Source organism: Plantactinospora sp. GCM10030261 (genome assembly GCF_042666615.1).
Lineage (GTDB): Bacteria > Actinomycetota > Actinomycetes > Mycobacteriales > Micromonosporaceae > KBS50.
Map to the genome: position 1 here is coordinate 47575 of NZ_JBHTDD010000027.1, position 25834 is coordinate 73408.

21 protein-coding genes and 1 tRNA gene are annotated in these 25834 nt (G+C 70.7%); 4 read left to right on the plus strand and 18 right to left on the minus strand.

Translation table 11 applies throughout. The features are described from left to right. Positions 1-5: 5 nt before the first annotated feature. The 3 genes from ACFQUZ_RS25805 to ACFQUZ_RS25815 form a co-directional block, all read right to left on the minus strand. Positions 6-902, minus strand: a complete 897-nt coding sequence (locus ACFQUZ_RS25805) for an NAD(P)-dependent oxidoreductase (protein WP_377446611.1) — start codon at positions 900-902, stop codon at positions 6-8. Positions 903-992: 90 nt separating this feature from the next. Continuing rightward, a complete protein-coding gene (locus tag ACFQUZ_RS25810) occupies positions 993-1910 on the minus strand; it encodes an NAD(P)-dependent oxidoreductase (protein WP_377446613.1) in 918 nt (305 codons plus the stop codon). A gap of 194 nt (positions 1911-2104) precedes the next feature. Next, positions 2105-2181 (minus strand) — tRNA-Thr (locus tag ACFQUZ_RS25815). 372 nt (positions 2182-2553) lie between these two features. Here ACFQUZ_RS25815 and ACFQUZ_RS25820 point away from each other — a divergent pair. After that, positions 2554-3645: an ABC transporter ATP-binding protein gene (locus ACFQUZ_RS25820; RefSeq protein ID WP_377446614.1), complete on the plus strand. Its 1092-nt coding sequence runs from the start codon at positions 2554-2556 to the stop codon at positions 3643-3645. Between the two features lie 62 nt (positions 3646-3707). On the opposite strand, the gene ACFQUZ_RS25825 is transcribed toward ACFQUZ_RS25820, so the two are convergent. The 4 genes from ACFQUZ_RS25825 to cysS form a co-directional block, all read right to left on the minus strand. Then, positions 3708-4064, minus strand: a complete 357-nt coding sequence (locus ACFQUZ_RS25825; protein ID WP_377446616.1) for a hypothetical protein — start codon at positions 4062-4064, stop codon at positions 3708-3710. 435 nt (positions 4065-4499) lie between these two features. Beyond that, positions 4500-5552, minus strand: a complete 1053-nt coding sequence (locus ACFQUZ_RS25830) for a hypothetical protein (protein WP_377446618.1) — start codon at positions 5550-5552, stop codon at positions 4500-4502. A 235-nt stretch (positions 5553-5787) separates the two neighbouring features. Further along, positions 5788-6903, minus strand: a complete 1116-nt coding sequence (gene rlmB, locus ACFQUZ_RS25835) for a 23S rRNA (guanosine(2251)-2'-O)-methyltransferase RlmB (protein ID WP_377446620.1) — start codon at positions 6901-6903, stop codon at positions 5788-5790. After that, a complete protein-coding gene (gene cysS, locus ACFQUZ_RS25840; RefSeq protein ID WP_377446622.1) occupies positions 6903-8318 on the minus strand; it encodes a cysteine--tRNA ligase in 1416 nt (471 codons plus the stop codon). Before cysS ends, rlmB begins: the two co-directional genes overlap by 1 nt. 94 nt (positions 8319-8412) lie before the next feature. On the opposite strand from cysS, the gene ACFQUZ_RS25845 reads away from it, so the two are divergent. Continuing rightward, a complete protein-coding gene (locus tag ACFQUZ_RS25845) occupies positions 8413-9072 on the plus strand; it encodes an IclR family transcriptional regulator (protein ID WP_377446623.1) in 660 nt (219 codons plus the stop codon). A 27-nt stretch (positions 9073-9099) separates the two neighbouring features. On the opposite strand, the gene ACFQUZ_RS25850 is transcribed toward ACFQUZ_RS25845, so the two are convergent. Beyond that, the gene (locus tag ACFQUZ_RS25850) at positions 9100-10500 is read right to left on the minus strand and encodes a class II fumarate hydratase (protein WP_377446625.1); all 1401 of its coding nucleotides are present in this window, start codon (positions 10498-10500) and stop codon (positions 9100-9102) included. 176 nt (positions 10501-10676) lie between these two features. Between ACFQUZ_RS25850 and ACFQUZ_RS25855 the strand changes: the two genes are divergently transcribed. Then, positions 10677-11183, plus strand: a complete 507-nt coding sequence (locus tag ACFQUZ_RS25855) for a hypothetical protein (RefSeq protein ID WP_377446627.1) — start codon at positions 10677-10679, stop codon at positions 11181-11183. A gap of 52 nt (positions 11184-11235) precedes the next feature. Here ACFQUZ_RS25855 and ACFQUZ_RS25860 read toward each other — a convergent pair whose 3' ends face one another. The 9 genes from ACFQUZ_RS25860 to ACFQUZ_RS25900 form a co-directional block, all read right to left on the minus strand. Continuing rightward, a complete protein-coding gene (locus tag ACFQUZ_RS25860) occupies positions 11236-14262 on the minus strand; it encodes a BTAD domain-containing putative transcriptional regulator (RefSeq protein WP_377446629.1) in 3027 nt (1008 codons plus the stop codon). Between the two features lie 188 nt (positions 14263-14450). Next, positions 14451-16115 carry a fumarate hydratase gene (locus ACFQUZ_RS25865; RefSeq protein ID WP_377446631.1) on the minus strand — a complete coding sequence of 555 codons (1665 nt, stop codon included), beginning with the start codon at positions 16113-16115 and terminating at the stop codon, positions 14451-14453. Between the two features lie 57 nt (positions 16116-16172). Further along, complete coding sequence (locus ACFQUZ_RS25870; RefSeq protein ID WP_377446633.1) at positions 16173-17588, minus strand: PQQ-binding-like beta-propeller repeat protein; 1416 nt, start codon at positions 17586-17588, stop codon at positions 16173-16175. Positions 17589-17655: 67 nt separating this feature from the next. Next, the gene (locus ACFQUZ_RS25875) at positions 17656-19260 is read right to left on the minus strand and encodes an alpha-amylase family glycosyl hydrolase (protein WP_377446635.1); all 1605 of its coding nucleotides are present in this window, start codon (positions 19258-19260) and stop codon (positions 17656-17658) included. Beyond that, on the minus strand, positions 19257-20405 hold the full coding sequence (locus ACFQUZ_RS25880; RefSeq protein ID WP_377446637.1) for an epoxide hydrolase family protein: 1149 nt from the start codon (positions 20403-20405) through the stop codon (positions 19257-19259). Before ACFQUZ_RS25880 ends, ACFQUZ_RS25875 begins: the two co-directional genes overlap by 4 nt. After that, positions 20402-21397 carry a hypothetical protein gene (locus tag ACFQUZ_RS25885; protein ID WP_377446639.1) on the minus strand — a complete coding sequence of 332 codons (996 nt, stop codon included), beginning with the start codon at positions 21395-21397 and terminating at the stop codon, positions 20402-20404. Before ACFQUZ_RS25885 ends, ACFQUZ_RS25880 begins: the two co-directional genes overlap by 4 nt. Then, positions 21394-22212, minus strand: coding sequence for a phosphoenolpyruvate hydrolase family protein (locus tag ACFQUZ_RS25890; RefSeq protein ID WP_377446640.1), 819 nt, complete (start codon positions 22210-22212; stop codon positions 21394-21396). The genes ACFQUZ_RS25885 and ACFQUZ_RS25890 overlap by 4 nt, the downstream gene beginning before the upstream one ends. Next, positions 22209-22760, minus strand: a complete 552-nt coding sequence (gene hxlB / locus ACFQUZ_RS25895; RefSeq protein WP_377446642.1) for a 6-phospho-3-hexuloisomerase — start codon at positions 22758-22760, stop codon at positions 22209-22211. The genes ACFQUZ_RS25890 and hxlB overlap by 4 nt, the downstream gene beginning before the upstream one ends. After that, positions 22753-23664: an NADP-dependent phosphogluconate dehydrogenase gene (locus ACFQUZ_RS25900; protein WP_377446644.1), complete on the minus strand. Its 912-nt coding sequence runs from the start codon at positions 23662-23664 to the stop codon at positions 22753-22755. The genes hxlB and ACFQUZ_RS25900 overlap by 8 nt, the downstream gene beginning before the upstream one ends. Positions 23665-23770: 106 nt before the next feature. On the opposite strand from ACFQUZ_RS25900, the gene ACFQUZ_RS25905 reads away from it, so the two are divergent. Continuing rightward, positions 23771-25192: a PLP-dependent aminotransferase family protein gene (locus tag ACFQUZ_RS25905; RefSeq protein ID WP_377446645.1), complete on the plus strand. Its 1422-nt coding sequence runs from the start codon at positions 23771-23773 to the stop codon at positions 25190-25192. A 42-nt stretch (positions 25193-25234) separates the two neighbouring features. Here the strand turns inward: ACFQUZ_RS25905 and ACFQUZ_RS25910 are convergent, their stop codons facing one another. Further along, positions 25235-25762, minus strand: coding sequence for an Lrp/AsnC family transcriptional regulator (locus tag ACFQUZ_RS25910; protein WP_377446647.1), 528 nt, complete (start codon positions 25760-25762; stop codon positions 25235-25237). Between the last annotated feature and the right edge of the window lie 72 nt (positions 25763-25834).

A 25834-nucleotide genomic window follows, 5' to 3' on the forward strand; every position in this document is an offset into this window, starting at 1 on the left:
GTGGGTCAGCGTTGTGCGCGGATCACCTCGTACAGTGCGGTCCAGTTCCTTTTCCCCATACCGGCGGCGATCGCCCGGTCGTAGTGCGACTTGACTGCCTTCGGGAGTTCGGCGTCCACACCGGACGCCTCACTGGTACGCAGGATGTGCTCGGCGGTGGCACCCATCATGAGAGCCGTGCTGAGGTCACCGGGGTGTTCGCCGGCCGCGAGTTCCCGGGCCAGGGACGCTCCGTCACCGACCATCGCCGGGATGTCGGTGAGCGTCTGCAACGCGTCGGGCAGGAAGTCCGCCGGGTCGACACCGGCCGAGGCGACGAGCGCGGTGGCGTGCAGCAGGCTCGACAGGGAGGTCAGGAACACGTCGAGGTGCGCCTGGTAGAACAGTTGCGCCAGGCCATGGTCGTCGCCGAGGTACTTCGGCATCCCGATCACGTTCAGCACCTGCTCGTGCCGGTCGTAAACGTCTCGCGGTCCGCTGTAGTACACGTAGGCGTCCGGGGTTCCGACGACGGGCGCGGGAACCATGACGCCGCCGGTGACGAAGTCCGCCCCGTGCCTGGCGGCCCAGTCGGCGGCGTCGCGGGAAGCTGCGGGCGTGTCCGAACTGAGATTCACAACGGTCCGACCCGCCAGCGCGCCCCCCTGCGCCGCGTCGTCGAGGATCGCGTACATCGCCGGGTAGTCGGTGAGGCTGAGGACGGTCAGCGGGCTCGCGGCGACCGCTTCCGCAGGCGTGCTGGCCAGTTTCGCGCCTGCCGCTACGAGCTCGTCCGCGCGGCCGGGGGTCCGGTTCCAGACGGTGAGCGGATGTCCGGCGCGCAGTAGTGCGGCGGCCATGGCTCGCCCCATGGGGCCGAGCCCGATGATGGTGACCGGCTGAGGAGGATCAGTTCTGTACATGGTGGTTCCTTCGCGATCGGATCGGTCGAGCGGCTGCGCCTGCAGCGGTCGCCCGCCCCGGGGTGGGTGGTCTGTGCCGCTCCTGCGGTGTCAGCGGACTGCGGCCGCTGGCGAACGCAGGCTCTCGTAGATGCGGGCGAACCCGTCCGCGCCGTAGCCCGCGTCGATCTGTCGCCGGATGAGCTGCTGCACCATCGCGACGGCAGACGGGTCGACGCCTTGCGCGACGCTGGCGTCGACGATGTCCCCGAGGTCGGAGAAAACCAGAGTCTGCTGGCCGGGGACGGTGTAGTCGCCACCGTCGATCACTTCGGCGTAGCCGTCGAACGCGGTGGTCATCGCGGTCAGCCAAGGTGCGGAGAGTGCGGCGAACCGGCGCGCCGGGATGCCGGCCGGAGCGACCATCGCCGCGCCGTGCAGGAATCCGGCGAACATGACGTACATGCCGGCGAGCATGGCCAGGTCAACGAGCGAGGCGAGACCGGCGTCCGACCCCTGGAATTCACTCCGGCCCCAGCGGTCCAGCACGTGCCGGTGCCGGTCGAAAGCCTCCTGCGCGCCGCTGTAGAGCACCAGCGAGTCGGGGCCGCCGATCATCTCCGGCACTGCCATGATCCCGCCGTCCACGTAGCGGGCACCTAGCCTCTCTGCCCACCCGGCCAGTTCCCGCGCCTGCGCAGGTGTGGTCGTCGTGACATTGACAATGGTCCGGCCGGCAAGGTCCGCGGCGACCGGGTCGAGGACCTCGTGGATCGACGCGTGGTCGAACAGGCACACCACCACCAGTTCGCCAGCCCGCACCGCCTCGGCCGCCGTGCCGGCCTCGATCGCACCGGCCGCGACGAGGCCGTCGGCGCGGCCCGCGCTTCGATTCCATATGGTGGTCCGGTGCCCGGCCTTGACGACGGCCGCTGCCAGCACGCCGCCCATCGCGCCCAGGCCGAGCACGCTCACGCGCTCAGGGTCCGTTTGCATCTTGCGCTCCTCGCAATTCTTGTCCTGGTTCAATCCTTTCCTTGCTCGGCCCTGCCTGCTAGTACGGACTTCAGAGTGGGGTACTTACCCTCGCGTAAGTACCGGGGAGGCTGGGACTCATGGCAGCGGTCGAGACGGAGCAGGACGGGCTCGTGCAGCGGGAGGCTGCCGACCTGGTCCACGTCGACGCTCAGCGGTGATCCGCTGGCGGCACCCGTTGCGGTGCTTGGAGCCCCCGGCCGGGATCGAACCGGCGACATCTCGCTTACAAGGCGAGTGCTCTGGCCAACTGAGCTACAGGGGCGTTGTTCGTGGTCAGCATAGCTACTGGCCGGTGATTATCCGGGCAGCGAGGGACTCGCGCGACAGGGAAGCGTCGGTTCCCCGACACACCACGTCATGCCACGTAGCGGGCTCGTTCCAGAGCGCATCTGCTCCTGCGGCGATTGATGTCCTGCAGTGCCCGAGTGACCGTTATGTGCCCCAGGGCAAGCACCCCGCGAGATCCTGACCTTGGCACCGAAGAATTTTCCGTTTACGGTGCAGTGACACGGACGACACCCCGACGCTGCCTATCCCCGGCCGCCCGGCGCGCCGGCCGTGGGTCGGACACTCGTCCGGCCGCTCCTTCACTCGGATCGTCCGGCACGTTCCTGCCGGTGAAAGGAAGCCCCCCATGGCCACCGTCTCGTACCAGAAGGCGACCCGGATCTACCCGGGCACCGAACGGCCCGCGGTCGACCACCTCGACCTGGAGATCGGCGACGGCGAGTTCCTCGTCCTGGTCGGCCCCTCCGGCTGCGGAAAGTCCACCAGCCTGCGGATGCTCGCCGGCCTGGAAGACGTCGACGAAGGTTCGATCTACATCGACAGCCGCGACGTCACCCACCTGCCGCCGAAGGCCCGCGACATCGCGATGGTCTTCCAGAACTACGCGCTCTACCCGCACATGACCGTGTACGAGAACATGGCCTTCGCCCTCAAGCTGCGCAAGACGTCGAAGGCGGACATCGACAAGCGGGTCAAGGAGGCTGCGGCGCTGCTCCAGTTGGAGGAGTTCCTCAGCCGCAAGCCGAAGGCGCTCTCCGGTGGCCAGCGTCAGCGGGTGGCCATGGGCCGTGCGATCGTCCGCGAGCCGCAGGTCTTCCTCATGGACGAGCCGTTGTCGAACCTCGACGCCAAGCTCCGGGTGCAAACCCGTACCCAGATCGCCACGTTGCAGGCCAAGCTCGGCATCACCACCGTGTACGTCACCCACGACCAGGTCGAGGCCATGACCATGGGCCACCGGGTCGCGGTCATGCTGGACGGCGTGCTCCAGCAGGTGGACACCCCCCGGACCCTGTACGACAAGCCCGCGAACGTCTTCGTCGCCGGCTTCATCGGCTCGCCGGCCATGAACATCAAGACGGTGTCGTTGAACGAGAACGGTGGCGTGTTCGCCGACATGACCGTTCCACTCACCCGCGAGCAGGTGGCGGCGGCCAAGGCCGAGGGCGGCAGCGACAAGGTGACCGTAGGCTTCCGCCCGGAGGACTGCGACCTTGTCGGCGCCGGTGAGGGTGGCCTGCCGGTCGTCGTGGAACTGGTGGAGGACCTTGGCTCGGACGCCAACGTCTACGGCCATGCCGACATCGCCGGCAGCTCGGAGCGGTTCGTCGTCCGGACCGACCGCCGGACGATGCCCAGCATGGGCGACACCGTGTACGTCCGCCCGCGTACCGACCAGCACCACGCGTTCCACGCGGTGACTGGCGCGCGCATCTGATTCGATCGACCAGAAGGGGCGGCCCGCTGACACGGGCCGCCCCTTCCTCGTGCCGCACCAAGCTATCGGTCGACATGCCCGAGCGAGCTTAGTAAATCCTCCGCCAGAGCGGAGGCGGCGGCAGAGACGACGGCCGGATCGCCGATTCCTTCCTCAGCCCTTCCCGCCATTACTGATCCTGGCGCAACGTGGCTCGCCGCGAAGAGCTCTTTGAGGAACACCAGGGCTTGATTGGTAACAGTTCCCGCCAGTTCGTCATCCAGCAGGGCCACCAAACTGGCCGCGAGCTTAGCTGTCGGCACGGCTACCAGCAGACGGAAGACGTCATGCGCATCCTTATCGACAAGGCGGAGAGGCGTGCCCTGTCGCTCCCCTAGCTTATGTAGCTTGGCGACCAGCAATGCGGCGGGACCAGCCACATTAGCTGTGTATATCCTACTGTCCCCAGGGGCAAGCGTGTGCACCCTGACAGGCGCGTTGTCTACCACTGCGGCTTCCAATCCAACCGCTCTCCTCGCGACGCTCCTAGAGTGCGGCGGAATCTTGGCAGCGCGCCGACCGGAACCGCCAGCAAGCGCTTCCGGAACCATCAAATCGACGGGTATCCCTTTAGGATTCAGCCAGGCACCGGGTTGCTGCGTTCGTACGTCGAGATGGAATCCCGCCGACCGCATGGCCTCCTCTAACAACGGCACCTGCCCAAGGGACCGCGTTCCAATGCAAGATCACAATCCTTGGTCGCTTCCGCCAGCGCAACGGGTGCCGCTCCGGTGTGCATATAGATTGCCTGTGCTCCCACCACGATGACAGCATCGGCATGTTCCTTGAGTGCATCCAGGGCGTCCAGCAGCGCGCTACGCGCGGCTACCAGCAGGTTGCCGTCGCCATGACGACTCATGCCTCTCCATCCAATCAAGGACTTCCTGGCCCTCGGCAGCGCTCCGCCCAGGGCCAGTCAGCAGATCGACAACGGCCTGGCTAGGAGCCACGAATGTCAGGCCGTCGTCCTGCTCCACGCGATCGAACACCACATCGTACTTACCATGAGCTATCAACACATTCGCACCGCTATCGACAGGACGTAGGCTTAGTTTTTCAATTGTCTGACTCACGTCATCGACGTATGCCATCGCCAACCGAACGGGGGCGTAGGGGGCCAGCCGGTGAGCCGCCAGCGAACCTGTCAATGCGTAGCGAAGCCCTTGAGCATCGCGCAGACTTTCCTCTAGCGCAGGCAGACCCCGCGGAATCAAACATCTGGTCACACTGTTGCTGCTCTGGAAGCCGTAGTCTTCACTCCACCGCTCCAGTAAACGACGCCACTCGACCTCAACTACCCGACCGCCCTGTCCACGCCTTAGAAGGGCCTCGCGCTCAAGGAATTCAACAACTCGGTACGTCGCGCCGGTCGAGGCTCCAGACAGGCGTATCAATTCAGGGACCGTCATTGGCTCGACGAAGTCGATCAGGGCACGAACGACACGAGACGCCGGGGGGCCTTGGAGCGTCCCGCGCGGCCTGCCGGGTCCACGCCAAGGGTCCCGATCAGCACCCCTGTCGCGCATATACATTGCTGGCTGCTCAAGCCTCAAGTGCATGTTGCCGGTGGCGTCAACGTAGGACACCCCCCGTTCTTCCAGCCACGAGCGCACGGAAGAGCCGAGGTATCGCGCGGCGAGCAGAGGCATCGGACGGGCGACGCGAGGAAGGCGGTGGGACCGTATCCGGTCAAGTGCGGCGGCAAGGTCGCTCGTGACAAAGGAGCGCTTCGCCTCGATGAGGAAGACCGCAGTGGTTCCGTCAGGAGCGGTCAACTCAGCAACACCGTCGATCCGGCGCTCTGCCTCTTGATCACTGGAAAGGCGGATCGACCAGCCAGGCGGCAGGCGTTCCTGCACGAGCGTCATTGCACGCCGGAGGATGTCGACCTCTCGCTCTGGCGCTTCAGCGGGGGCCGTGCGTGAGGGTTGCACGCTCGCTCCCATCACCTAGTTCTGGTAATTCGCCCGTTCCGCTCGGAACGGAAACAGCCTATATCCAGAATGGTGCTGGGTCGACGATTCCTCTGAACTTGGCACGTCGCTGGGCTGGACGGCCAATCCGGCCGCCCAGAAGGTGGACATACGACTCGTACGGCACTCTCTAGTGGTCCGTGCGGCGCCGGGCGACCTCGGCCAGTGCCACGGCGGCCGCCACGCTGGCGTTGAGCGACTCCACGTCCGACACCATCGGGATGCTGACCTGGAGGTCACACGTCTCGCCGACCAGCCGGGACAGGCCACGACCCTCGGAGCCGACGACCACCACCAGCGGGCCGACGGCGACCTCCAGGTCGTACAGGCTGGTCCCACCGTCGGCATCCAGGCCGACGACCAGGAACCCGGCCTTCTGGCACGCCTTGAGCGACCGGGTCAGGTTCGTCACCTGGCTCACCGGCACCCGCGCCGCGGCGCCAGCGCTGGTCCGCCAGGCGGTCGCGGTGATTCCCGACGCCCGCCGCTCGGGTACCAACACACCGTGTGCACCGAACGCCGCGGCCGACCGGATCACCGCACCCAGGTTGCGCGGATCGGTGACGCCGTCCAGCGCCACCAGCAGCGGCGCGGTCTGCTCCAGCGCCGCCGCCACCAGGTCGTCGAACGGCTCGTACGCGAACGGCGGCACCTGGAGCCCGACGCCCTGGTGCAGCACACCACCGGTCATCCGGTCCAGCTCGGCCCGGCTGATCTCGAGTAGGGCGATCCCCCGGTCGGAGGCGGTCCGCACGATCTCGTTGACCCGGTCGTCGATGTCGATGCCCTGGGCGACGTACAACGCGGTGGCCGGCACCTGGGTGCGCAGCGACTCCAGGACGGGGTTACGGCCGACGATCAGCTCGGGAGCCTCCCGGGCGGGGTTGGACCGGCGACCGGGAGCGACCCGCGGCCCGGACCGGGCCGGCGCTCCGCCGCGACCGGCACGCGCGGGCGGCACGCCGCGACCGCCACCCTTGCCCCAGGTGGTGTCCTTCGTGCCTGGCTTGCCGATTTTGGGGGTGCGGCCCTCCTCGGCCGCCGCACGGCGCTCCTTCTCCTGCTTCCAGGCCGTGCGCTGCGGCAGCTTCTCGGTGCCGGAGTAACCCTTGTGCCACGGCCGCTCGTCCGCGGGCAGGGTGCGCCCCCGGCCGGCGAGGGCGTCCCGGTGCTTACCCCCGGAGCCTTTCGAGGCGCCCCGCTTGGAGGTCACCCGCCGGCTGCGGTTCTGCGAGTTGCCGGGCATCAGTTACCTTCTCCGATCGTCCATCGCGGCCCGTGCGGAGTGTCCTCCACCACGATGCCGGCCTGGTTGAGCTGGTCGCGCACGGCGTCCGCCGCGGCCCAGTCCTTACGCGCGCGAGCCTGCGTCCGTTGTTCGAGGGCCAGCGCCACCAGGGCGTCGGCCACTCCTCGCAGGTCGCTGGCCTGGTCCTCGCCGACCCACACGGGGTCGAGCGGGTCGACGCCGAGGATGCCCAGCATCGCCCGCACGGCGGTGAGCGCCGAACGCAGGGCCGCGTCGTCACCCTCGCCGAGCGCCGTGTTGCCGTCCCGGAGCACGTCGTGCAGCACGGCCAGCGCCGCCGAGGTGTTCAGGTCGTCGTCCATCGCGTCGACGAAGCCCTTGGGCAGGTCGCCGAGGCCCCCGGGGCCGATCCGTTCGGCGGCCCGACGCACGAAGCCCTCGATCCGCCGGTACGCGACGGCCGACTCGCGCAGCGACTCCTCGGTGTAGTCGATCAGGGAGCGGTAGTGCGCCGCGACGATGTAATAGCGGAACTCGACCGGCCGCACCCCCAGCTCAGCCACGTACTCCAGACCGAGCGCGTTCCCCACCGACTTGCCCATCTTGACCCCGGCGAGGCTGAGCAGCCCGTGATGCACCCAGTAGCGGGCGAAGCCGAGCCCGGCCGCCCGCGACTGGGCGATCTCGTTCTCGTGGTGCGGGAAGATCAGGTCCAGCCCGCCACCGTGGATGTCGAACTCGTCACCCAAGTAGCGCCGGCACATCGCCGAGCACTCGATGTGCCAGCCGGGCCGGCCGCGGCCCCACGGCGACGGCCAGTACGCGTCGGCCGGCTCGTCCGGCTTGACGCCCTTCCACAGCGCGAAGTCGCGGGGATCGCGCTTGGCCCGGTCGGGTGCGTCATCCGCCGACTGCATGGCGTCGGGGGACTGCCCGGACAGCGCGCCGTACGCCGGGTCGGAGGCCACGTCGAAGTAGACGTCACCGGAGCCGTCCGCCGCCGGGTAGGCGTGACCGCGGTCGATCAGCTCCCGGATCAGCTCGTGCATCTCCGGGATGTGGCCGGTGGCTCGCGGCTCGTAGGTCGGGGGCAGCACGTTGAGTGCCCGGTAGTCGGCGGCCAGCCGCACCTCGTTCGCGTACGCGATCGCCCAGAACGGCTCCCCCCGCTCGATCGACTTCACCAGGATCTTGTCGTCGATGTCGGTGAGGTTCCGAACGAACCGGACGGCGTAGCCCGACCGCGTCAGCCAGCGGCGCAGCACGTCGTAGTTGACGCCCGAACGCAGGTGGCCGATGTGCGGTGGTCCTTGCAGCGTGAGCCCACACAGGTAGACCCCCACCTTGCCGGCTTCCCGCGGGACGAAGTCCCGCACCGATCTGGTGGCGGTGTCGTACAGACGAAGGCTCACCTTCCCAGGGTAGCCGCCGGCCCGGCCCCGGCATCGACCGGAGCCGTGGCCGCCGGTCCGGTTCCGGTCTCGACCGGAGCCGTACGCTGCGGTGGTGGAGACGACCGACCACCAGGCGCGGCGAACGGGTGAGTCCGCGCAGACGCTGGACCGCGGTCTGCGGCTGCTGCACCTGGTCGCGGACGCGCCCAACGGCCTCACGGTCACCGAGGCGGCGACCCGGCTCGCGGTCGGTCGGGCGGTCGTCTACCGGCTGGTCGGGGCGCTCACCGAATACGGCATGGTGCGCCGGGACACCGGCGGCCGGCTCCGCCTGGGAGCGGGGGTGCTGCACCTGGCCCGGCGGGCGCAGCCGCTGCTCGCCGAGGGTGCGCTGCCGGCGCTGCGCAAGCTGGCCGAGCAGGCCGGGGCGACCGCCCACCTGACCGTCGTCGAGGGCGGGGAGGGGGTGGCCCTCGCCGTCGTCGAGCCGACCTGGACCGCGTTCCATGTGGCGTACCGAACCGGGTCCCGACACCCGCTCGACCGGGGAGCCGCCGGCCAGGCCATCCTCGCCGGCCGGGCGGGTCAGTCGCGGCCGGTCGCCACCAGTGGCGAGTTGCAGCCCGGGGCGTACGGGGTGGCGGCGCCGGTCCTCGGCGTGCCTGGCCTGGAAGCCAGCGTGGGGGTGGTGGCGCTGGCTCCGCTGGACGTCGGGACGGTCGGCGAGCAGGTCCGCACGGCGGCCGAGTCGGTGGCCCGCGCGCTGAGCTGACCGGCGCGAATCAGGTCAGAGGCATCCTCAGGGGTGGGTCATCCGGAGGACGTCCAGGGCCTCGTCCAGTTGCTCCTCGGTGAGCTTGCCGGCCTCGACGTGCCCCCGGGACAGCACCACCTCGCGGATCGACCGTTCCTGGGCCAGCGCCTCCTTCGCTATCGAGGCGGCCTCGTCGTACCCCAGGTGCCGGTTCAGCGGTGTGACGATCGACGGCGAACCCTCCGCGTACGCGAGGCAGACGTCCTCGTTCGCGGCCAGGTCGGCCACGCACCGGTCGGCCAGTAGTCGGCTGACGGCGGACACCAGCCGGATCGATTCCAGCAGGTTGCGGGCCAGCACGGGGAGCATCACGTTCAGTTCGAAGTCGCCCTGCGATCCGGCGAAGCCGACGGCGGAGTCGTTGCCCACCACCTGCGCGCAGACCTGCCGGACCGCCTCGCAGACCACGGGGTTGACCTTGCCGGGCATGATCGACGAGCCGGGCTGGAGGTCGGGGATGCGCAGCTCACGCAAGCCGGCCCGGGGACCCGAGCCCATCCAGCGGATGTCATTGGCGATCTTGTACAGCCCCACCGCTACGGTCCGCACCTGGCCCGAGGTCTCCACAAGCGCGTCCCGGGCGCCCTGCGCCTCGAAGTGGTTCCGCGCCTCGGTCACCGGCAGGCCGGTCTGCTCGCGCAGCCGGTCGACGACCCGGGCGGCGAACCCGAGTGGGGTGTTGATCCCGGTGCCGACGGCGGTGCCACCCAGCGGCAACTCGGCCAGCCGGGGCAACGCCGAGGAGAGCCGGTCCACGCCGTACCGGACCTGCGCGGCGTACCCGGAGAACTCCTGCCCGAGGGTGACCGGCGTGGCGTCCATCAGGTGTGTTCGGCCCGCCTTGACCACGGTGGCGAACTCCTCCGCCTTCGCCTCCAGCGCACCGGCCAGGTGCTCCAGCGCCGGGACCAGGTCGTGCACGACGGCGTGCGTCGCGGCGAGGTGAATGGACGAGGGAAACACGTCGTTGCTGGACTGCGAGGCGTTGACGTCGTCGTTCGGATGCACCTCGCGGCCCAGTTCCCGGGCGGCCAGCGTGGCGATCACCTCATTGGCGTTCATGTTGGACGAGGTGCCGGAGCCGGTCTGGAAGACGTCGATCGGGAACTGGTCGTCGTAGCCGCCGTCGGCAACATGCGCCGCGGCCGTGGCGATCGCCGCGCCGACCTCCGCGTCGATCACCCTCAGATCGGCATTGACCTGGGCCGCCGCGCCCTTGATCTGGGCCAGCGCGCGGATGTGCGCCGGTTCCAACCCGCGTCCGGAAATCGGGAAGTTCTGCACCGCGCGCTGCGTCTGTGCCCGCCACAGCGCGTCGGCGGGAACCTCGACCTCGCCCATCGTGTCGCGTTCGATCCGGTATCCGGCAGCCTCTGGAGTCGTCACGCCCCCATCCTGCCGCGCCACCGGCCGGTTCGCAGATGATCGCCGCGCGCCGGGATGTCCGGGTGGACGGCGCTCGCCCGATCCCCGTACCGTGCCCCGAGGGCCCAGAACGGCTCCGCGGAAGGCCCGGATTTCGCACAACAGGACTTTCGCACAACACGTACGAAGGGGACCAGATGCGACGCGGCCTCGTGGCGCTCACGCTGTCCGGCGTCCTGGCCGGGCTCGCGGGCTGCGGCAGTGACGGCGGCTCGACCGACGCGGGGCCCTCCTCGGCCGCGCCCACCAGCGCCTCGCCGAGCCCGGCCGCGGCCGACTACACGGCCGACACCCAGAAGGTCTGCGCCGAGTTGGACACCTCGTTGAACGCCGGTGTGAAGGCGTTCGGCACGGGGCTCGGGGAAATGATCGCCCACCGGGAGGCGGGCAAGACCGCGGAGGCGAACAAGGCGAAGCAGGCCGCCCAGAAGCGCGCGAACGACCTGGCGACCCAGGTCCGGACCAGCACCGGAGCGGCGTTGGACCCCGACTTCCAGGCCGCGGGCGCCAAGGCGGCCGACGCCATCGCGGCGAGCGCCGAAGACGAGGCGTTCTTCGCCGGGTTGAAGACGGAGAAGGACATCACCGCGTTGGAGAGCGAGGTCTCGAACTGGGTGGTCCCGGTGGCGGCCTACTGCGGCTGACGGTCACGTCCACACCGGTCCCCGGCGTGTCCGCACCCTGACCCGCACTGGGTCAACCGGCGGGTTTTCCGGACCCGGGCGGATCGGTGGCCGCTCGGTCCAGCTCAGCCAACCGCCGTTCGACGTCGGCCCAGTCCGGCATCAGGAGCTGCCGGTACAGCCCCCGGGCGCGCAGCCAGTACGTCCGCGCGGCCGACGGATCGGTCCCCCGGAGGCAGTTGCCGAGCCCGTCCAGCGCGCGTGCCCGCTCAGCCTGCAACCCGATCCGGCTCGCCTGCCCGAGAGCCCGTTCGTGAGCCTCCCGCGCCGCCGTCACGTCGCCGATGGCCAGCAGCGCCCGCCCGAGGTCGTTGTGGGTCGCGCAGACCCCGGCCAGGTGCCCGCCGTTCACCATCGCCGACAGTGCCTCGCGGTGCCGGACAATCGCGTCGCGCGGCCGACCCAACGCGAGCTCGACGCTCCCGATCCCGTTCAGGATCTCGCCCACGGCGGCCTGGTCGCCCTGCGCCAGCCTGGCCCGCAGCGCCAGCCGGAACCGGCGTAGCGCCGGCTCGTACTCACCGAGCCGGGCCCGCACCAGACCGATGTCGTGCAACGCGCCCGCGACGATCCCCCGATCCCCCACCTGCTGGGCCAGCAGCATCTTGTTGCGGAACGCCACGAGCGCCTCGTCGTAACGACCCTGATGCATGACGATCGTCCCGTACGAGCTGAGCACGCTGGCGATCACCCCCGGATCACCCTGCCGGCGGGCCAGCTCCAGGGCCTGCCTGCCGTGCCGCTCGGCCAGCTCCGGCCAACCCAGATAGTCGTACGGTGCGGTCAGGTTGCCGTGCGCGCTGATCTGCCCGTTCACGTCACCGATCCGCTGCCGCAACCGGAGTACCGCCACCATCGCGTCGATCGCCCGCTGGAACTGGCCGAACCGGTAGTAGGCCGAGGCGAGGTAGTTCTGCATGGTGGCCGCCGCCACGTCGTCACCGAGTTCCTCCGCCGCGCGCAGTCCGGTCGTGTGGGTCATGACCAGGTCGTCCAGATGACCGGCGAGGAAATACCAACGCCAGCCGGCCCGGGCCAACCGCCAGGCGTGCTCCCGGTAGCCGGAGCGGGCCGCCCAGTCCACAAGCGCCACCAGGTTCGACCGCTCGGCCTCGAACCACGCCCGGCCCCGCGCCGTCCATGACTCGACGAGGTCCGGACGGCGGGCGGGCCACGGTATCTCGTACGCGCTCATCGGCAGTTCGAGGCTGCGCCCGATCTGGGCCGCCACCCGCAGGTAGAGGTCCAGCAGGCCGAGCCGGGCCCGTTCGACCTCGGTCGGGTCCGTCGAGGTGGTGAGCAGGCCACGAGCGTACTCGCGAAGCAGGTCGTGGAACCGGAACCGGTCGGCCGCCAGTTCCTCGATGAGATGGGCGTCCACCAGCTCGTCGAGCAGGTCGCGGGCCGCCGGCAGGGACAGGCCGGCCACCGCCGCCGCCGCGTACCCGCCGAAGTGCCCGCCGGGATGCAGCCCCAGCAGCCGGAACATCCGTTGCGCCGGGCCGCTCAACTGCTCGTACGACAGGGCGAAGGCGTCCGATACGGTGCGCTGCTCGGCGGTGAGCCCGGCCAACAGCGGCCCGTCCCCGCCCAGCCGCTCGGCCAGGTCGGCGAGCCGCCAGCGCGGCCGGTGCGCCAACCGGGCCCCCGCCATCCTGATGGCCAGCGGGAGGTACCCGCACCGACGGACCACCTCCGCGGCGATCTCCGGCTCCGCCGCCACCCGCTGCCGGCCACCCACCCGGGCCAGCAGCTCCGCCGCGTCCTCCGGCGTGAGCAGCGACAACGGATGCGGACGTACGCCGTCCAGCCCGACCAGCCGGCGGCGGCTGGTCACCAGGGTCAGGCAACCCGGCGCGTTGGGCAGCAACGGTTCCACCTGGGCGGCGCTCGCCGCGTTGTCCAGCACGATGACCGCCCGCCGGCCGGCCAGTTCGCTGCGCCACCGGGCGATCCGGTCGTCCAGCTCGGCCGGTATCCGCTCGCTCGGCACGCCGAGCTGCCGCAGCAGGATGTCCAGTGCCGTGACCGGGGTCAGCGGGCGACGCCGGCTGTGTCCATGCAGGTCGACGAAGAGCTGGCCGTCCGGATAGCGGTCGGCCAGCGTGGTGGCCAGATACACGGCGAGGGTCGTCTTGCCACTGCCCGGCATGCCGTCGATGACCTGAACGCACGGTGCCTCCGCACCGGCCTGGTCGATCTCCTTGAGCAGGGCCGTCACGGCTTCGTCCCGGCCGGTGAAGTCGGCGGTCACCGGGGGCAGCGAGCGTGGTGGGATGACCGGCCGGTCGCCTCCGTCCGGGCCGTCGAGGCCGCCGTCCAGGATCCGCCGGTGCAGGTCGCGCAGCGCCGGTCCGGGTTCGATGCCCAGCTCGTCGATGCTGATCCGGTAGCCGGTGCGATAGACGTCGAGCGCGTCGGCCTGCCGACCGACCGCACACAACGCCCGCATCAGTTGGCCCCGCAGCCGTTCCCGCAGCGGATGCTGCTCGACCAGGCCGGTCAGCTCGTCGACGAGGTTGCGGCCCCGACCGAGGGCGAGTTCGACCTCCACGCACTCCTCGATGACGACGGCCCGCTGTTCGTCCAGCGCCCGGGCACCGGCCCGGACGGCGGGACTCTCGATGCCGGTGAGGGCCGGGCCGCGCCACAGGGCCAGCGCGGCGTGGAAGTCACGCCGGGCGTCCGCTGGCCGGCCGGCGCCCACGGCCCGCCGGCCCGCGGTGACGAGGCCGCGGAAGACGTCGGCGTCCAGGTCGCCGGGGGCCACCCGGATCAGGTACCCGGCCGGATCGGTGACCAGCGCACCGACGGGAAGGCCGGCGACGGCGAACAGCCGGCGCAGCCGGGACACGCAGTTCTGCAGTTGTCCCCGCGCGGTGGCCGGCGGATCCACCGCCCAGACAGCGTCGATCAACTGATGCACCGGCACCACCTGGCCGGGGTGTAGCAGGAGCATGGCGAGCACCACACGGTCCCGGTTGGCGGTCACCTTCACTCCACCGTGGACGTACAACGCTCCCAGGATCCCGAACCGCATCGCGCTCCCCACCGAGCCTCCGCGAGCAGAGTAACGCCCCGCTCACCGCCCGAGACGGCCCGGGAGATCGATGCGGTGCGGACGATCGAGAGCGAAACGAGAGCGGTGCCCGCGATGATGGCTGGCGGGCCCACGGGGGCTTGGCAACGGGGGCGGTGCGCCCGCAACGGAGCGGGCGCACCGAGGGGTTACCGTCGGCCGATGGTGAGGACCGGCTTCGTCACCTCGGCGAAGAAGTCGTCACCCTTGTCGTCGACCACGATGAACGCGGGGAAGTCCTCGACCTGGATCCGCCACACGGCCTCCATCCCCAACTCCGGGTACTGCAACACCTCGACGTGCTTGATGCAGTCCTGGGCCAGCCGGGCCGCCGGCCCGCCGATCGAACCGAGATAGAACCCGCCGTGGGTGGCGCACGACCGGGTAACCTGGGCCGACCGGTTTCCCTTGGCGAGCATCACAAGCGACCCGCCGGCCGCCTGGAACTTCTCCACGTACGCGTCCATCCGGCCGGCGGTGGTCGGGCCGAAAGATCCGGACGCGTAGCCTTCCGGGGTCTTCGCCGGGCCCGCGTAGTAGACGGCGTGGTCCCGCAGATACCGCGGCATCTGCTCACCGGCGTCCAACCGCTCAGCGATCTTGGCGTGCGCGATGTCACGGGCGACCACCAGCGGGCCGGTGAGCGACAGCCGGGTCTTCACCGGATATTTCGACAGCTCCGCCCGGATCTCGTCCATCGGTCGGTTGAGGTCGACCCGGACGACCTGCTCGGCGTCCAGGTTCTCGTCGGTGACATCGGGCAGGAAGCGCGCCGGGTCGGTTTCCAGCCGTTCCAGCCAGACCCCCGATGGAGTGATCTTGGCTAGCGCCTGCCGGTCGGCCGAGCAGGACACCGCGATGGCCACCGGGCACGAGGCGCCGTGCCGGGGCAGCCGGACCACCCGAACGTCGTGGCAGAAGTACCGCCCGCCGAACTGGGCACCGATGCCGAACTGCCGGGTCAGCTCCAGCACCTCGGCCTCGAGTTCGAGGTCACGGAAGCCGTGCGCCGCCATCGAGCCGGCGGTGGGCAGCGCGTCCAGATACTTGGCGCTGGCGTACTTCGCGGTCTTCAGCGCGTACTCGGCCGAGGTGCCGCCGATGACGATGGCCAGGTGGTACGGCGGGCAGGCGGCGGTGCCGATCAGCCGCAGCTTCTCCTCCAGGAAGCGCATCATCCGGGTGGGGTTCAGTAGCGCCTTCGTCTCCTGGTAGAGGTACGACTTGTTGGCCGAGCCGCCGCCCTTGGCCATGAACAGGAACTTGTACGCGTCCGGATGCCCGTCCGGATCCTCGGCGTACAGGTCCACCTGGGCCGGCAGGTTGGTGCCGGTGTTCCGCTCCTCCCACATGGTGAGCGGGGCGAGCTGCGAGTACCGCAGGTTCAGTCGGGTGTACGCCTGGTAGACGCCGGAGGAGATCGCCTCGGCGTCGTTACCGTCGGTGAGCACATGCCGACCACGTTTGCCCATCACGATCGCGGTGCCGGTGTCCTGACACATCGGGAGCACACCGCCGGCCGCGATGTTGGCGTTGCGCAGCAGGTCGAGCGCCACGAACCGGTCGTTCGGCGAGGCCGCCGGGTCGTCCAGGATGGCCCGCAACTGGGCCAGGTGCGCCGGCCGCAGGAAGTGGGCGATGTCATGCATGGCCTCGGCGGTGAGCGCCGTCAGCGCGGCCGGCTCAACGGTCAGGAACCGCCGGCCGCCGGGACCGTGCACGACGTCCACGCCCTCGTCGGTAACCAGGCGGTAGTCGGTGTGATCCGGCCCCAGCGGCAGCAGGGGCGCATAGGAGAAGCCGGCACTGCTCATGAGGGGCAAGCCTAGGACAGGCCGCCCCGACGACGACAGCCGCCGGGCACCGGACGGCTACCGGCAGACCTCGTTCTTCGGACCGCCGCAGCTCGGACCGCTGGTGCCGGCCGGCGCGCCGCCGTCGGGGTCCGCGTCCGGCCCCGGACCGGGCGCGGTCGTCCCGACGCTCCCGAATCGCAGATAGCCGACGTCCCGCCCGTCGCCGATCACGATGCCGCCCGGGCCCACCGCCAGCACCTTGGCCGTCGACCTGACGTTGATCAACTCGCGGCCGTCGCGCGGGTCGACCGCGATGATCCGGTCCGGCTTCTCGTCGATCACGATCACGGCGTACGGCGTGAGTGCCACCCCGGCCGACTTGGTGACCTCCCGGCTCCACCGGGTCGTCTCGGCTGCCAGTTCCCGGGCGCGTACCGAGCCGCCGTCAGGGGTCCTGGCCACCGCGTACCGGTCGTCGACGGAAAGCAACTTCTCCCCGGCCGCACCGACCCAGAGGAAACGGCCGTCGTATCCGTCGAGCACCGCCTCCCGAGCGTCCGGGCCGACACCGACGAGCACGTTCCGCCCACCCTGGGGGTCTTCCCGCTGCACGCATCCGGCACCGTCCGCGGTGCGCAGGTTCACCCCGGTGTGCCGCCAGACCTGCTGCCCGGTCGCCGGGTCCGTGGCGGTCGCCGTGAAGTAGCAGGTGCCGTCCTGCGACCGGGCCTGCACCCGCAGCACCCGCCCACCGACCACCACCAGCCGGTCCTCCTGGCCGGGCTTGATGTCCTGGAGCAGTCGGCCGCTCGCGGAATCGACAACCAGCACCCGGTCGTCGACCGGAAGGCCGAGCAGCGGCGGGGCGAACTCCGGCCCGCCGGCGTCCCCGTTCACCTGCCGGGTGTCGATCCGCCGGGTCCCGTTGACCTTGGGGTTGTCCCCGGTGAGCCCGGAATTGATCCCCGGCACGAAGGTGCTCCACAACGGGGTGGTGCCGCGCGGATCCCAAGCGGTAAGGGTGCACTCGGTCGATTTGCCGCAGCGGGCGTCGAGCAACAGGTTCCGATAGGTCCAGACCGCCTCCGCGGCGGTGTCCTTACGGCGCACCGCACCACTGGCCGGGTCGATCAACTCGTACCCCTTGACCAGAAGCTTGCCCACGGCGATGACGGAATCCGACCCCTCGCCGGCCACCGCGGCCCAGTCGGCCTTGCGCTGCCACAGTTGCACCCCGGTGGACAGGCTGCGCGCCTCGATTGTGGTGCGCTGCTCGATCACGACGGCGTTGCCGGCGATCGTGGCGCTGGTCGGCGTGCCATCGACACGCTGCTGCCAGGTCGGGGCCGGGTCGGAGAGGGCCCGGCTCTGATTGGCCCAGTCCATTATCGCCGGGAAGGGGTTCCATACGCCCGTCGCGGCGAGGATGATCACCGCGACCAGCGCGAAGGCCAGCCAGCACTTCACGCAAGGGCCGCTTCCCTTCGCCACCGGCAAACCCTAGCGGGACCCGACCGACGCCGCAGGGAACGACACGGGTTCGCGTTGTGGTAGTGGATCAGGCGGGGGCCAGCCGGAGGACGACGCCCTCGTGTCCGACCAGGACGACATCGGGGGCGTCGGCCCGCCACACCCGGGGATGGGTTCCGGCCAGCAGTTCGGCTGGCCCGTACCGGGTAACGTCCAGGCGCGCCGACCGGTCGTCCAGGTTGAGCACGACCAGGCACCGCCCGCCGGCATGTTCCCGCAGGTACGCCAGGCAACCCGCCGGCATCCCACCGACCGGGCGGTACGTCCCGAGGGCGAGTTCCGGATGTGCCCGGCGGATCCGCAGCAGGTCCCTGGTGAACGCCAGCATCGACCGCGGCTCGGCCGACTGCGCGCTGACCGGCGGCACCGTCTCGTCGATCGGCAGCCAGGGTTCGACGTCAGGCAGGCAGAACCCGGCGTGCCGACCGGCGTCCCAGGGCATCGGGGAACGTTCGGGATCGCGGCCCAACCCGCGTCCCGGCATGCGCCGCTCCCAGGGATCACGCACCCGCTCCGGCGGCACCGGGACATCCGGTAGGCCCAGTTCGTCCCCGTAGTAGATGACCGGCGTACCGCGCAGGGTGAGCAGCAACATCATCGCCAATCGGGCCCGGGCCGGTCCGAGCCGGCTGGCGACCCGGGGTTCGTCGTGGTTGCCGAGGACCCAGTTCGGCCAGCCGCCGGGTGGGACGGTCGCCTCGACCGTGTCGATCACCGCTCGCAGCGCCTCGGCGGTCCACGGCACCCCGAGCAGCCGGAAGTTGAACGGCATGTGCAACTCGTCCAGGTCGGCGCCGTAGTAGCCGGCCCAGGTCCGCGGGTCCGTCACGGCCACCTCCCCGACGGACACCGCGCCGTACCCGTCGAGCAGGGACCGGAACTCCCGGTAGATCTCATGAACCCGGCCGGTGCCCCGGTCATAGACGTGCAGCTGGCTGTCCATGTCGCCGTGCGGCCGACCGAACTCCAGGACTCCGTCGATGTTTGGCGGGTTGTCGCGGAACAACGGATCTTTTCCGATGATGTGCGCACTGTCCACCCGGAAGCCGTCCACCCCGCGATCCAGCCAGAACCGGGCGACGTCGAACATCGCCTTGCGGACATCCGGGTTCTCCCAGTTGAGGTCCGGCATCCGGGACAGGTACGTGTGCAGGAAGTACTGCCCGGTCGCGGAGTGCCAGGTCCACGCCGACCCGCCCCAGTGCGCCAGCCAGTTGTTCGGCGGCCCGCCGTCCGGCCCCGGGTCACGCCAGATGTACCAGTCCCGGCGCTCGGCGTCCCGGGCGGCGCTCGCCTCCCGGAACCACGGATGCTCGTCGGAGGTGTGCGCCGGAATGAAGTCCACAAGCACCCGCAGTCCACGCCGGTGTGCCCGGTCGAGCAGCTCGTCGAAGTCGGCGAGGCTGCCGTACCGGGGATCGACCTCGCGGTGATCCGTCACGTCGTAGCCGTTGTCCACCATCGGTGAGCGGTAGAACGGGTTGATCCAGATCGCGTCCACGCCGAGCACGTCGACCAGGTAGTCCAGCCGGCGGACGATCCCCGCCAGGTCACCGTGGCCGTCCGCGTCGGTGTCCTGGAAGCTCTGCGGATAAACCTGGTAGACGACCCCGCCCTGCCACCAGGGAGTCATCGGACCAGCCGGAAGAAGGCGCGGACCTCGGCCACGAACAGCTCCGGTCGCTCGTACGCGGCGAAGTGCCCGCCCCTGTCCGGTTCACCCCAGTGCCGGATGTCCGGGTAGCGTTTCGCCGCCCAGCGTCGGGACGGCCGGGGCAGGTCCTTCGGGAAGATGGTGCACCCGGTCGGCACGTCGACGGTGTCCGAGGTGGAGTCGGTGAACCAGGACTGCACCTGTTTGAAGCTCTCCCAGTACAGCCGGGCGGACGAGGTGGCGGTGCCGGTGAGCCAGTAGAGCGTCACGTTGTCCAGCAGCTCGTCGCGGGTAAACACGTTCTCCGGATGGCCGGCGCAGTCGCTCCAGGCCCGGAACTTCTCCACGATCCAGGCACACAGGCCCGCCGGCGAGTCCATCAGGGAATAGCCCAGCGTCTGCGGCCGGGTGGACATCTGCGTCGAGTAGCCGTCCTCCTCCCGCTGGGCCCGTTCCAGGTCGGCGAGCACGGTCCGCTCGGCCGGGGTGAGGTCACCGAAGGTGCTCGGGTCGGGTGCGGCGATCGGCGGCATCAGGTGGATACCCGCCAGGTGGTCCGGATCCTGCTGGCCGAGGCTGGTGGTGACGCTGGTGCCCCAGTCGCTGCCCTGGGCGCCGTAACGGGAGTAGCCCAACCGAGCCATCAGCTCGGCCCAGGCTTGGGCGATCCGGTCCACGCCCCAGCCCGCACCCGTAGGTTTGTCGCTGAAGCCGTATCCCGGCAGGGACGGGCACACCACGTGGAACGCGTCCGCCGGGTCACCGCCGTACGCCACCGGATCGGTCAACGGGCCGATCACCTTGAGGAACTCCACCACCGATCCGGGCCAGCCATGGGTGAGGACCAGCGGCAACGCCTCGGGATGAGGTGAGCGGGCATGGAGGACGTGCAGGCCGAGCCCACCGATCTCGACGCGCAGTTGCGGCAGCTCGTTCAACCGCGCCTCGACCACGCGCCAGTCGTAGTCCTCCGCCCAGTACCCGCACAGCTCCCGCAGGTAGTCCGACGGCACCCCCTGTGACCAGTCGTCCACCGTCGCGGCCTCCGGCCAGCGGGTGCGCAGCAGCCGCTCGCGCAGATCACGCAGCTCCGCCTCGGGTACGTCGATACGGAACGGGGTCACGGTGCCTCCTCGGCTCGGAACGGCGCGGCGGGTCGGAACGGCGCGGTGGGTCGGAACGGCGCGGCGGTATGGCGGAACCTGGCCAGCAGATCGGCGGTGAACGGCACCCCGGCGATGGCGCTGAGCGCGCCAGCCCAGCCGGCGACGAAATAGTCCCAGCCGTCCACCGTCCGGGCGCCCCGGCGGGCGGCCTGGCGCAGGAACGTGAGATCGCCCCGGTAGTTGAGGTCCCAGGCGACGGTCTCGGCGGTGAACGGAGCCCGGTCGGTGACGGGACTTCCGGGGCTGTCCTTGCCGAGCCCGGTGGCGTTGACGACCAGCGCCGGCCCGGCGACGTCGGCCAGGATCGCGTCGCAGTCCGTCGCATCCGCGACCGGCACGAAGGACAGCCTGGTCTGGTCGATCCCGGCCCGGGTGGCGACCGTTCGCAGTGCCTCCAGCGCGCGCCGGTCGCGGTCCACGAAGATCATATGTTCGGTGCCGACCGGCCGCGGGCCACCCGGAAACAACGCTGTGCCCTGGTCGCGGCTCCCCTGGGCGAGCAGCAGGGCGGTGCCGGCGCCGCCGGCACCGAGAGAGATCACCCGCGGCGCGGCCGGCAGCACGTGGGTGAGCGAGACCGGATCGCGCGCGTATCCGCGTACCTCACCGGCGCTCGCCGCCAGGGTGTTGGTCTCCTGGCTCAGACCCACCAGCGGGTCGTCGGAGACCAGCTCGTCGGCGCAGGCCGCGTACAGCCTGAGTTTGTGCCCGGTCACCACGGCGCCGGCAATCGCCTGGTTGGCCCTCATCGCTCCGACGAGTCGCCGGTAGGTGCTGGCTGATGTGTCCAGCGGCAGGTCGATCCCGCGCAGGATCCACGAGCGGTCCAGGATCCGGGCCCATCCGTCGAAGATGGCGTGGCTGGCCGAGCCGAACGTGTCGACTCCGACGAAGGCCACAAGTGGTTCTCCCCGCCACTTCTCCAATTCGTCCACGTCGATCATGTTCATACCGCCCTGCCTTCGGTCGTCTCCCGGATCGGTCGTCCCACGCCCATCGCCCGCCATTCCCGCACCGTCACGTCGAGGTGGGGGTCGTCGGGGAAGGCGGAGGCCCCGAGGAACCCGACGTCGAGGTCACCCGCGAGGCTGACAAAGCTGGCCGGATCGTGGATCGGACCACCGTGCAGCAGCAGTCGGACGTCCGGCCGGATGGTTCGGGCCGCTGTGCCGACGGTGGCCCGTGTCCGCCTGGCTCGCCCCACCGGCTGCCCGACCCCGGTGATGCCGAGGTGGATGACGATCGCCTCCGCACCCGCGGCCACCAGTGACCGCGCCTGACCGGCGGTGAAGGCGTAGCCCCAGGCCCGCAGGCCGCTCGCCCGCGCCAACGACATCAACTCGACCTCCCGCCGGAACCCGAGTCCGGCCGACTCCACCGCCCGGCGTACCCGCCCCGAGAGCAGGCCCACTGTCGGGGCGTTGAGTACGCCCGCCGCCCCCCGCGCCGCGGCATCCGCCACCACATCCTCGGGCGGGCGCAGGGCGTCGTTGGCACAGACGGTGGCGAAGACCGGGACGTCGGTGACCCGGGCGGCGATGCGCGGCAGGACGCCCAGCGTCATGTCGTTGGCGTTGGCCCACGGCAGCAAACCGGCGACCGAGGGAAGCCCGCGACGACGGAGGACGCTCGAGTGGTAGGCGACCACGACGTCCACGCCGGCCGCCGCCAGTCGCGCGGCGTGCGCCGGGTCGCCGGCCGCCGCAGCGAGCGGTGCGCGGGGTAGCCGGTGTCCCGTGCCGCGAGCGGCGGATGTGCCGCTCACTGCAGGTTCGCGTGCCGACGGTCCAGGTCCCCGTCGGGGATGGCGTCGGTCACCTGAAGGGCGCCGCACAGGACGTCTCCGACCAGCAGGGAAGCCTGTTCGAACAGCGAGCCGGCGTGCTGCGCGGTACGTACCGCGGACCCGACCGGGATGGTCACCACCAGGTCGGCCGCCTCGCTCAGCTCACCGTGCGGGTTGGCGGTCAGCACGGCGACCCGGGCACCCGCCGCCCGCGCGGTCCGGGCGTGCCGCACCGTGGTCGCGGTGCGCCCGTTCGCCGACAGGCAGAGCAGCAGATCGCCCGCGCCGATCGCGGGCGTGACCGGGTCGCCGGCCACGTGGGCGGTCCGGCCGAGATGCATCCAGCGGACGGCGATCGCCCGTGCCATCAACCCGGACCGGCCCTGGCCGGTGAAGAAGGTCCGGGTGGACCGGTCGAGCGCCGCCCACAGGGCAGCCAGCGACGTCGGATCCACCGACTCGACCACCGCGCGGACCTCACGCAGCACCCGGTCGGAACGGGACCGGACCAGGTTGACGTCAGCCATCGGTCGGGTGCCCTTCGGGTCCACCGGTCGCGTGCCCGCCGATCTGGGCTCGGGCCGCCGCGAGCAGCCGGTTGGCCGGTTGATGGGCGTCGCGGCTCGCGAACCGGGCATGCAACGCGGCGCTCAACACCGGCGTCGGCACGGCCAATCGCACCGCCTCGGCCGCGGTCCACCTGCCCATTCCACTGTCCGCCACGGCGGCGCCGACACCGTCCAGGGTCGGGTTCTCCGCCAACGCCGCCACCATCTGCTCCAGCAGGAAGGACCGCGCCGAGCAGCCGGCCTGCCACACCCGCAGAGCGGTGCTCGCGTCGACGTCGCCGGCGGAGAGCAGCGCGAAACCCTCCGCGTACGCCTGCATCAGCCCGTACTCGACGCCGTTGTGTACGGCCTTGACGAAGTGACCAGCGCCGGTCGGGCCCACTCGGGCGACCGCCCCGGGGGCAGCCAGCGCGATCAGCCCCGGCCACACCAGCTCGACCTGCTCCGGCGGGCCGCCGACGGTGAGCCCGTAGCCGTGGCGCCAACCCCATTGGCCACCGCTTACCCCGACGTCGAGGAACCCGACGCCGACCGCCGCCAGCGCCGCGGCCCTCGGCTCGGCGTCCCGCCAGTCGCTGTTCCCCCCGTCGACCACCAGGTCACCGGTGGCGAGCAGCCCGGCCAGCCGGTCCAGGACGGCGCCGGTGGCCGCACCCGCCGGCAGCATGAGCCAGATGACCCGGGGCGGGAGCAGCGCCGCGACCAGGTCGTCGAGCTCGTCGAATGTCTCGACACCCGATCGGCCAGCCCGGCGCCGGGCGGCCTCGGCCTCGTCGTGGCCGACGATCCCGTGTCCAGCCTCGACCAGTCGCCGGGCCATCGGGCCGCCCATCCGACCCAGCCCCACCATCCCCAACCGCACGTTCGCACCCTTCCGCCGTTGACGGCAGCACCGCTGTCCGAGTCCAATATGAAGCCGGTTCCGACTGGGAAACAGATCCAATTACGGTCCGATTGGTTGGCGTCATATGCAGCTCCAGGACGCACTCGGTGACTGGTCCACGGGTTCGGGCCCGCTGTACGGGCGGTTGGCGGACGCCATCCGATCGGCGATCCACCGCGGTGACCTCCCACCGGGCGGTGCGTTGCCGGCGGAACGGGCGTTGGCCCGGCGCCTCGCCATCGGGCGGGGCACCGTCGTCGCCGCGTACGACGTCCTGCGCGCCGAGCATCTGTTGGACAGCAGGCAGGGCAGCGGCACATGGATACGCGGGGCACCCCGGCGGCCGGCCGCGGAGGAACCGCCGGGGGTACTCCGGATGGCGGCCCTTCGCGACGCGACACTCCTGATTGACCTGGCCACCGCGGCGCTGCCGGCTACCGACCGGCTCCGCGAGGTCCTGGCCGGACTGCCGGACGAGGAGACCGACGGCATCCTCGACACCCCGGGCTACCTGCCCGGCGGACTACCCGCTCTGCGACAGTCCCTGGCCGACCATCTGACCCGGCGTGACCTGCCGACAGCTCCGGACCAGATCCTCGTCACCACCGGAGAACAGCAGGCGCTGGCCCTGCTCTGCGAGGAGGTGCTGCACCGGGGCGACACGGCGGTGGTGGAGGACCCGACAAATCCCGGCGTCCTCGACATCCTGCGAGGGCTACCGGTGGAGATCGTCGGCGTCAGGGCGGTGACCGAGGACCCGATCGACCTGACGCGGGCCCTGGAGCGGCAGCCGGTGCGGCTGGTTCACCTCATGCCCGTCCTGGGACCGCTCGGCAGGGTGCTGGACGTTGCTACGGGAGCCCGCCTCGCCCGGAGGTTGGCCGGCGCCGGCGCGCTCGTCATCGAGGACACCGGCCAGGTCGGGCTGGCGTTCCGGCCCGCACCGCCGCCCCTGGCCGCCGTCGTCGACGCGCCGAACCTGGTGGTCATCGGTTCGCTGTCCAAGCTGCACTGGGGTGGTCTGCGGCTGGGCTGGATCCGCGGGTCCGCCCCGTTGATCGCCCGCCTCACCCGGGCGAAGGCGCGCGCCGACCTCGGCACACCAGTGCTCGACCAGATCGTCGCGACCCGGCTGCTCGCCGTCGAAGGTGACGTCCGGGCGGCGCGCCTCGTCGCCCTGCGGGAGAGCCTGGCCCACGCGACGGACATCCTCCCCCGCGTGCTCCCGGGCTTCTCCTGGCGACCGCCGGACGGCGGCCTGGGCCTGTGGCTGCGCCTACCGGCCGGCACGGCCACCGCTTTCGCCGAGGTGGCCACCCGGTTCGGCGTCGCGGTGGTGCCGGGCGCGGCGTTCTCCGCGCACGGCACCACCGATGACCATCTCCGGTTGGTCTACGCCCGGCCGCCCGAAGTCTTCGACGAGGGAGTCCGCCGGCTCGCCGAGGCGTGGTCGCACTACCGGCGCAGCGCCGAGGAGTGCCGGACGGGGCCCGCGGTGGCGATCTGAGTCCCGCCCGCGCGACCCCACCGCGCCGCGCAGGCCGCGACCTCATGGAACCGCGGTGGACGGTCCGGGCTTCGCCGGCACCGGCCGGGCCACCGCGCTGCGGATCAGCGGCAGCACCCGGTACGGGATCTGCTCGGCCAGTGCGATCACCGTCGAGGCCCGGCCGATCCCCTCGTACGAGACGATCTGGTCGATCACGCGTTGCAGGTCGGCGTTGGACCGGGCGACGATGCGGCAGAGCAGGTCGCTCCCGCCCGTGATGGTGTGCGCCTCGAGCACCTCGGGGATCTGGGCCAGGTGCCGGGTCACCTGTTCGTGCCCGTGCCGCTGGCTGATCTCCAGTGTCACGAAGGACATGACGGAGAAGCCGACGGCGGCCGGCGCGATCTCCGGCCCGAAGCCCCGGATCACTCCCCTGCCCACCAGCTTGTCGAGGCGGGCCTGGACGGTCCCGCGCGCCACGCCGAGCCGGCGGGAGCACTCCAGGACGCCGATCCGCGGTTCCGCCGCCAGCAGATCGATCAAGCGGACGTCCAACCCGTCGAGCTGGTCATTCTGCACAGCCGTCATACCTCATAACCATACGGAATGTGCAACCTGACCAGCGAGAGCACGGAGAGTTGCCCAAGCCGGGCATCCCCG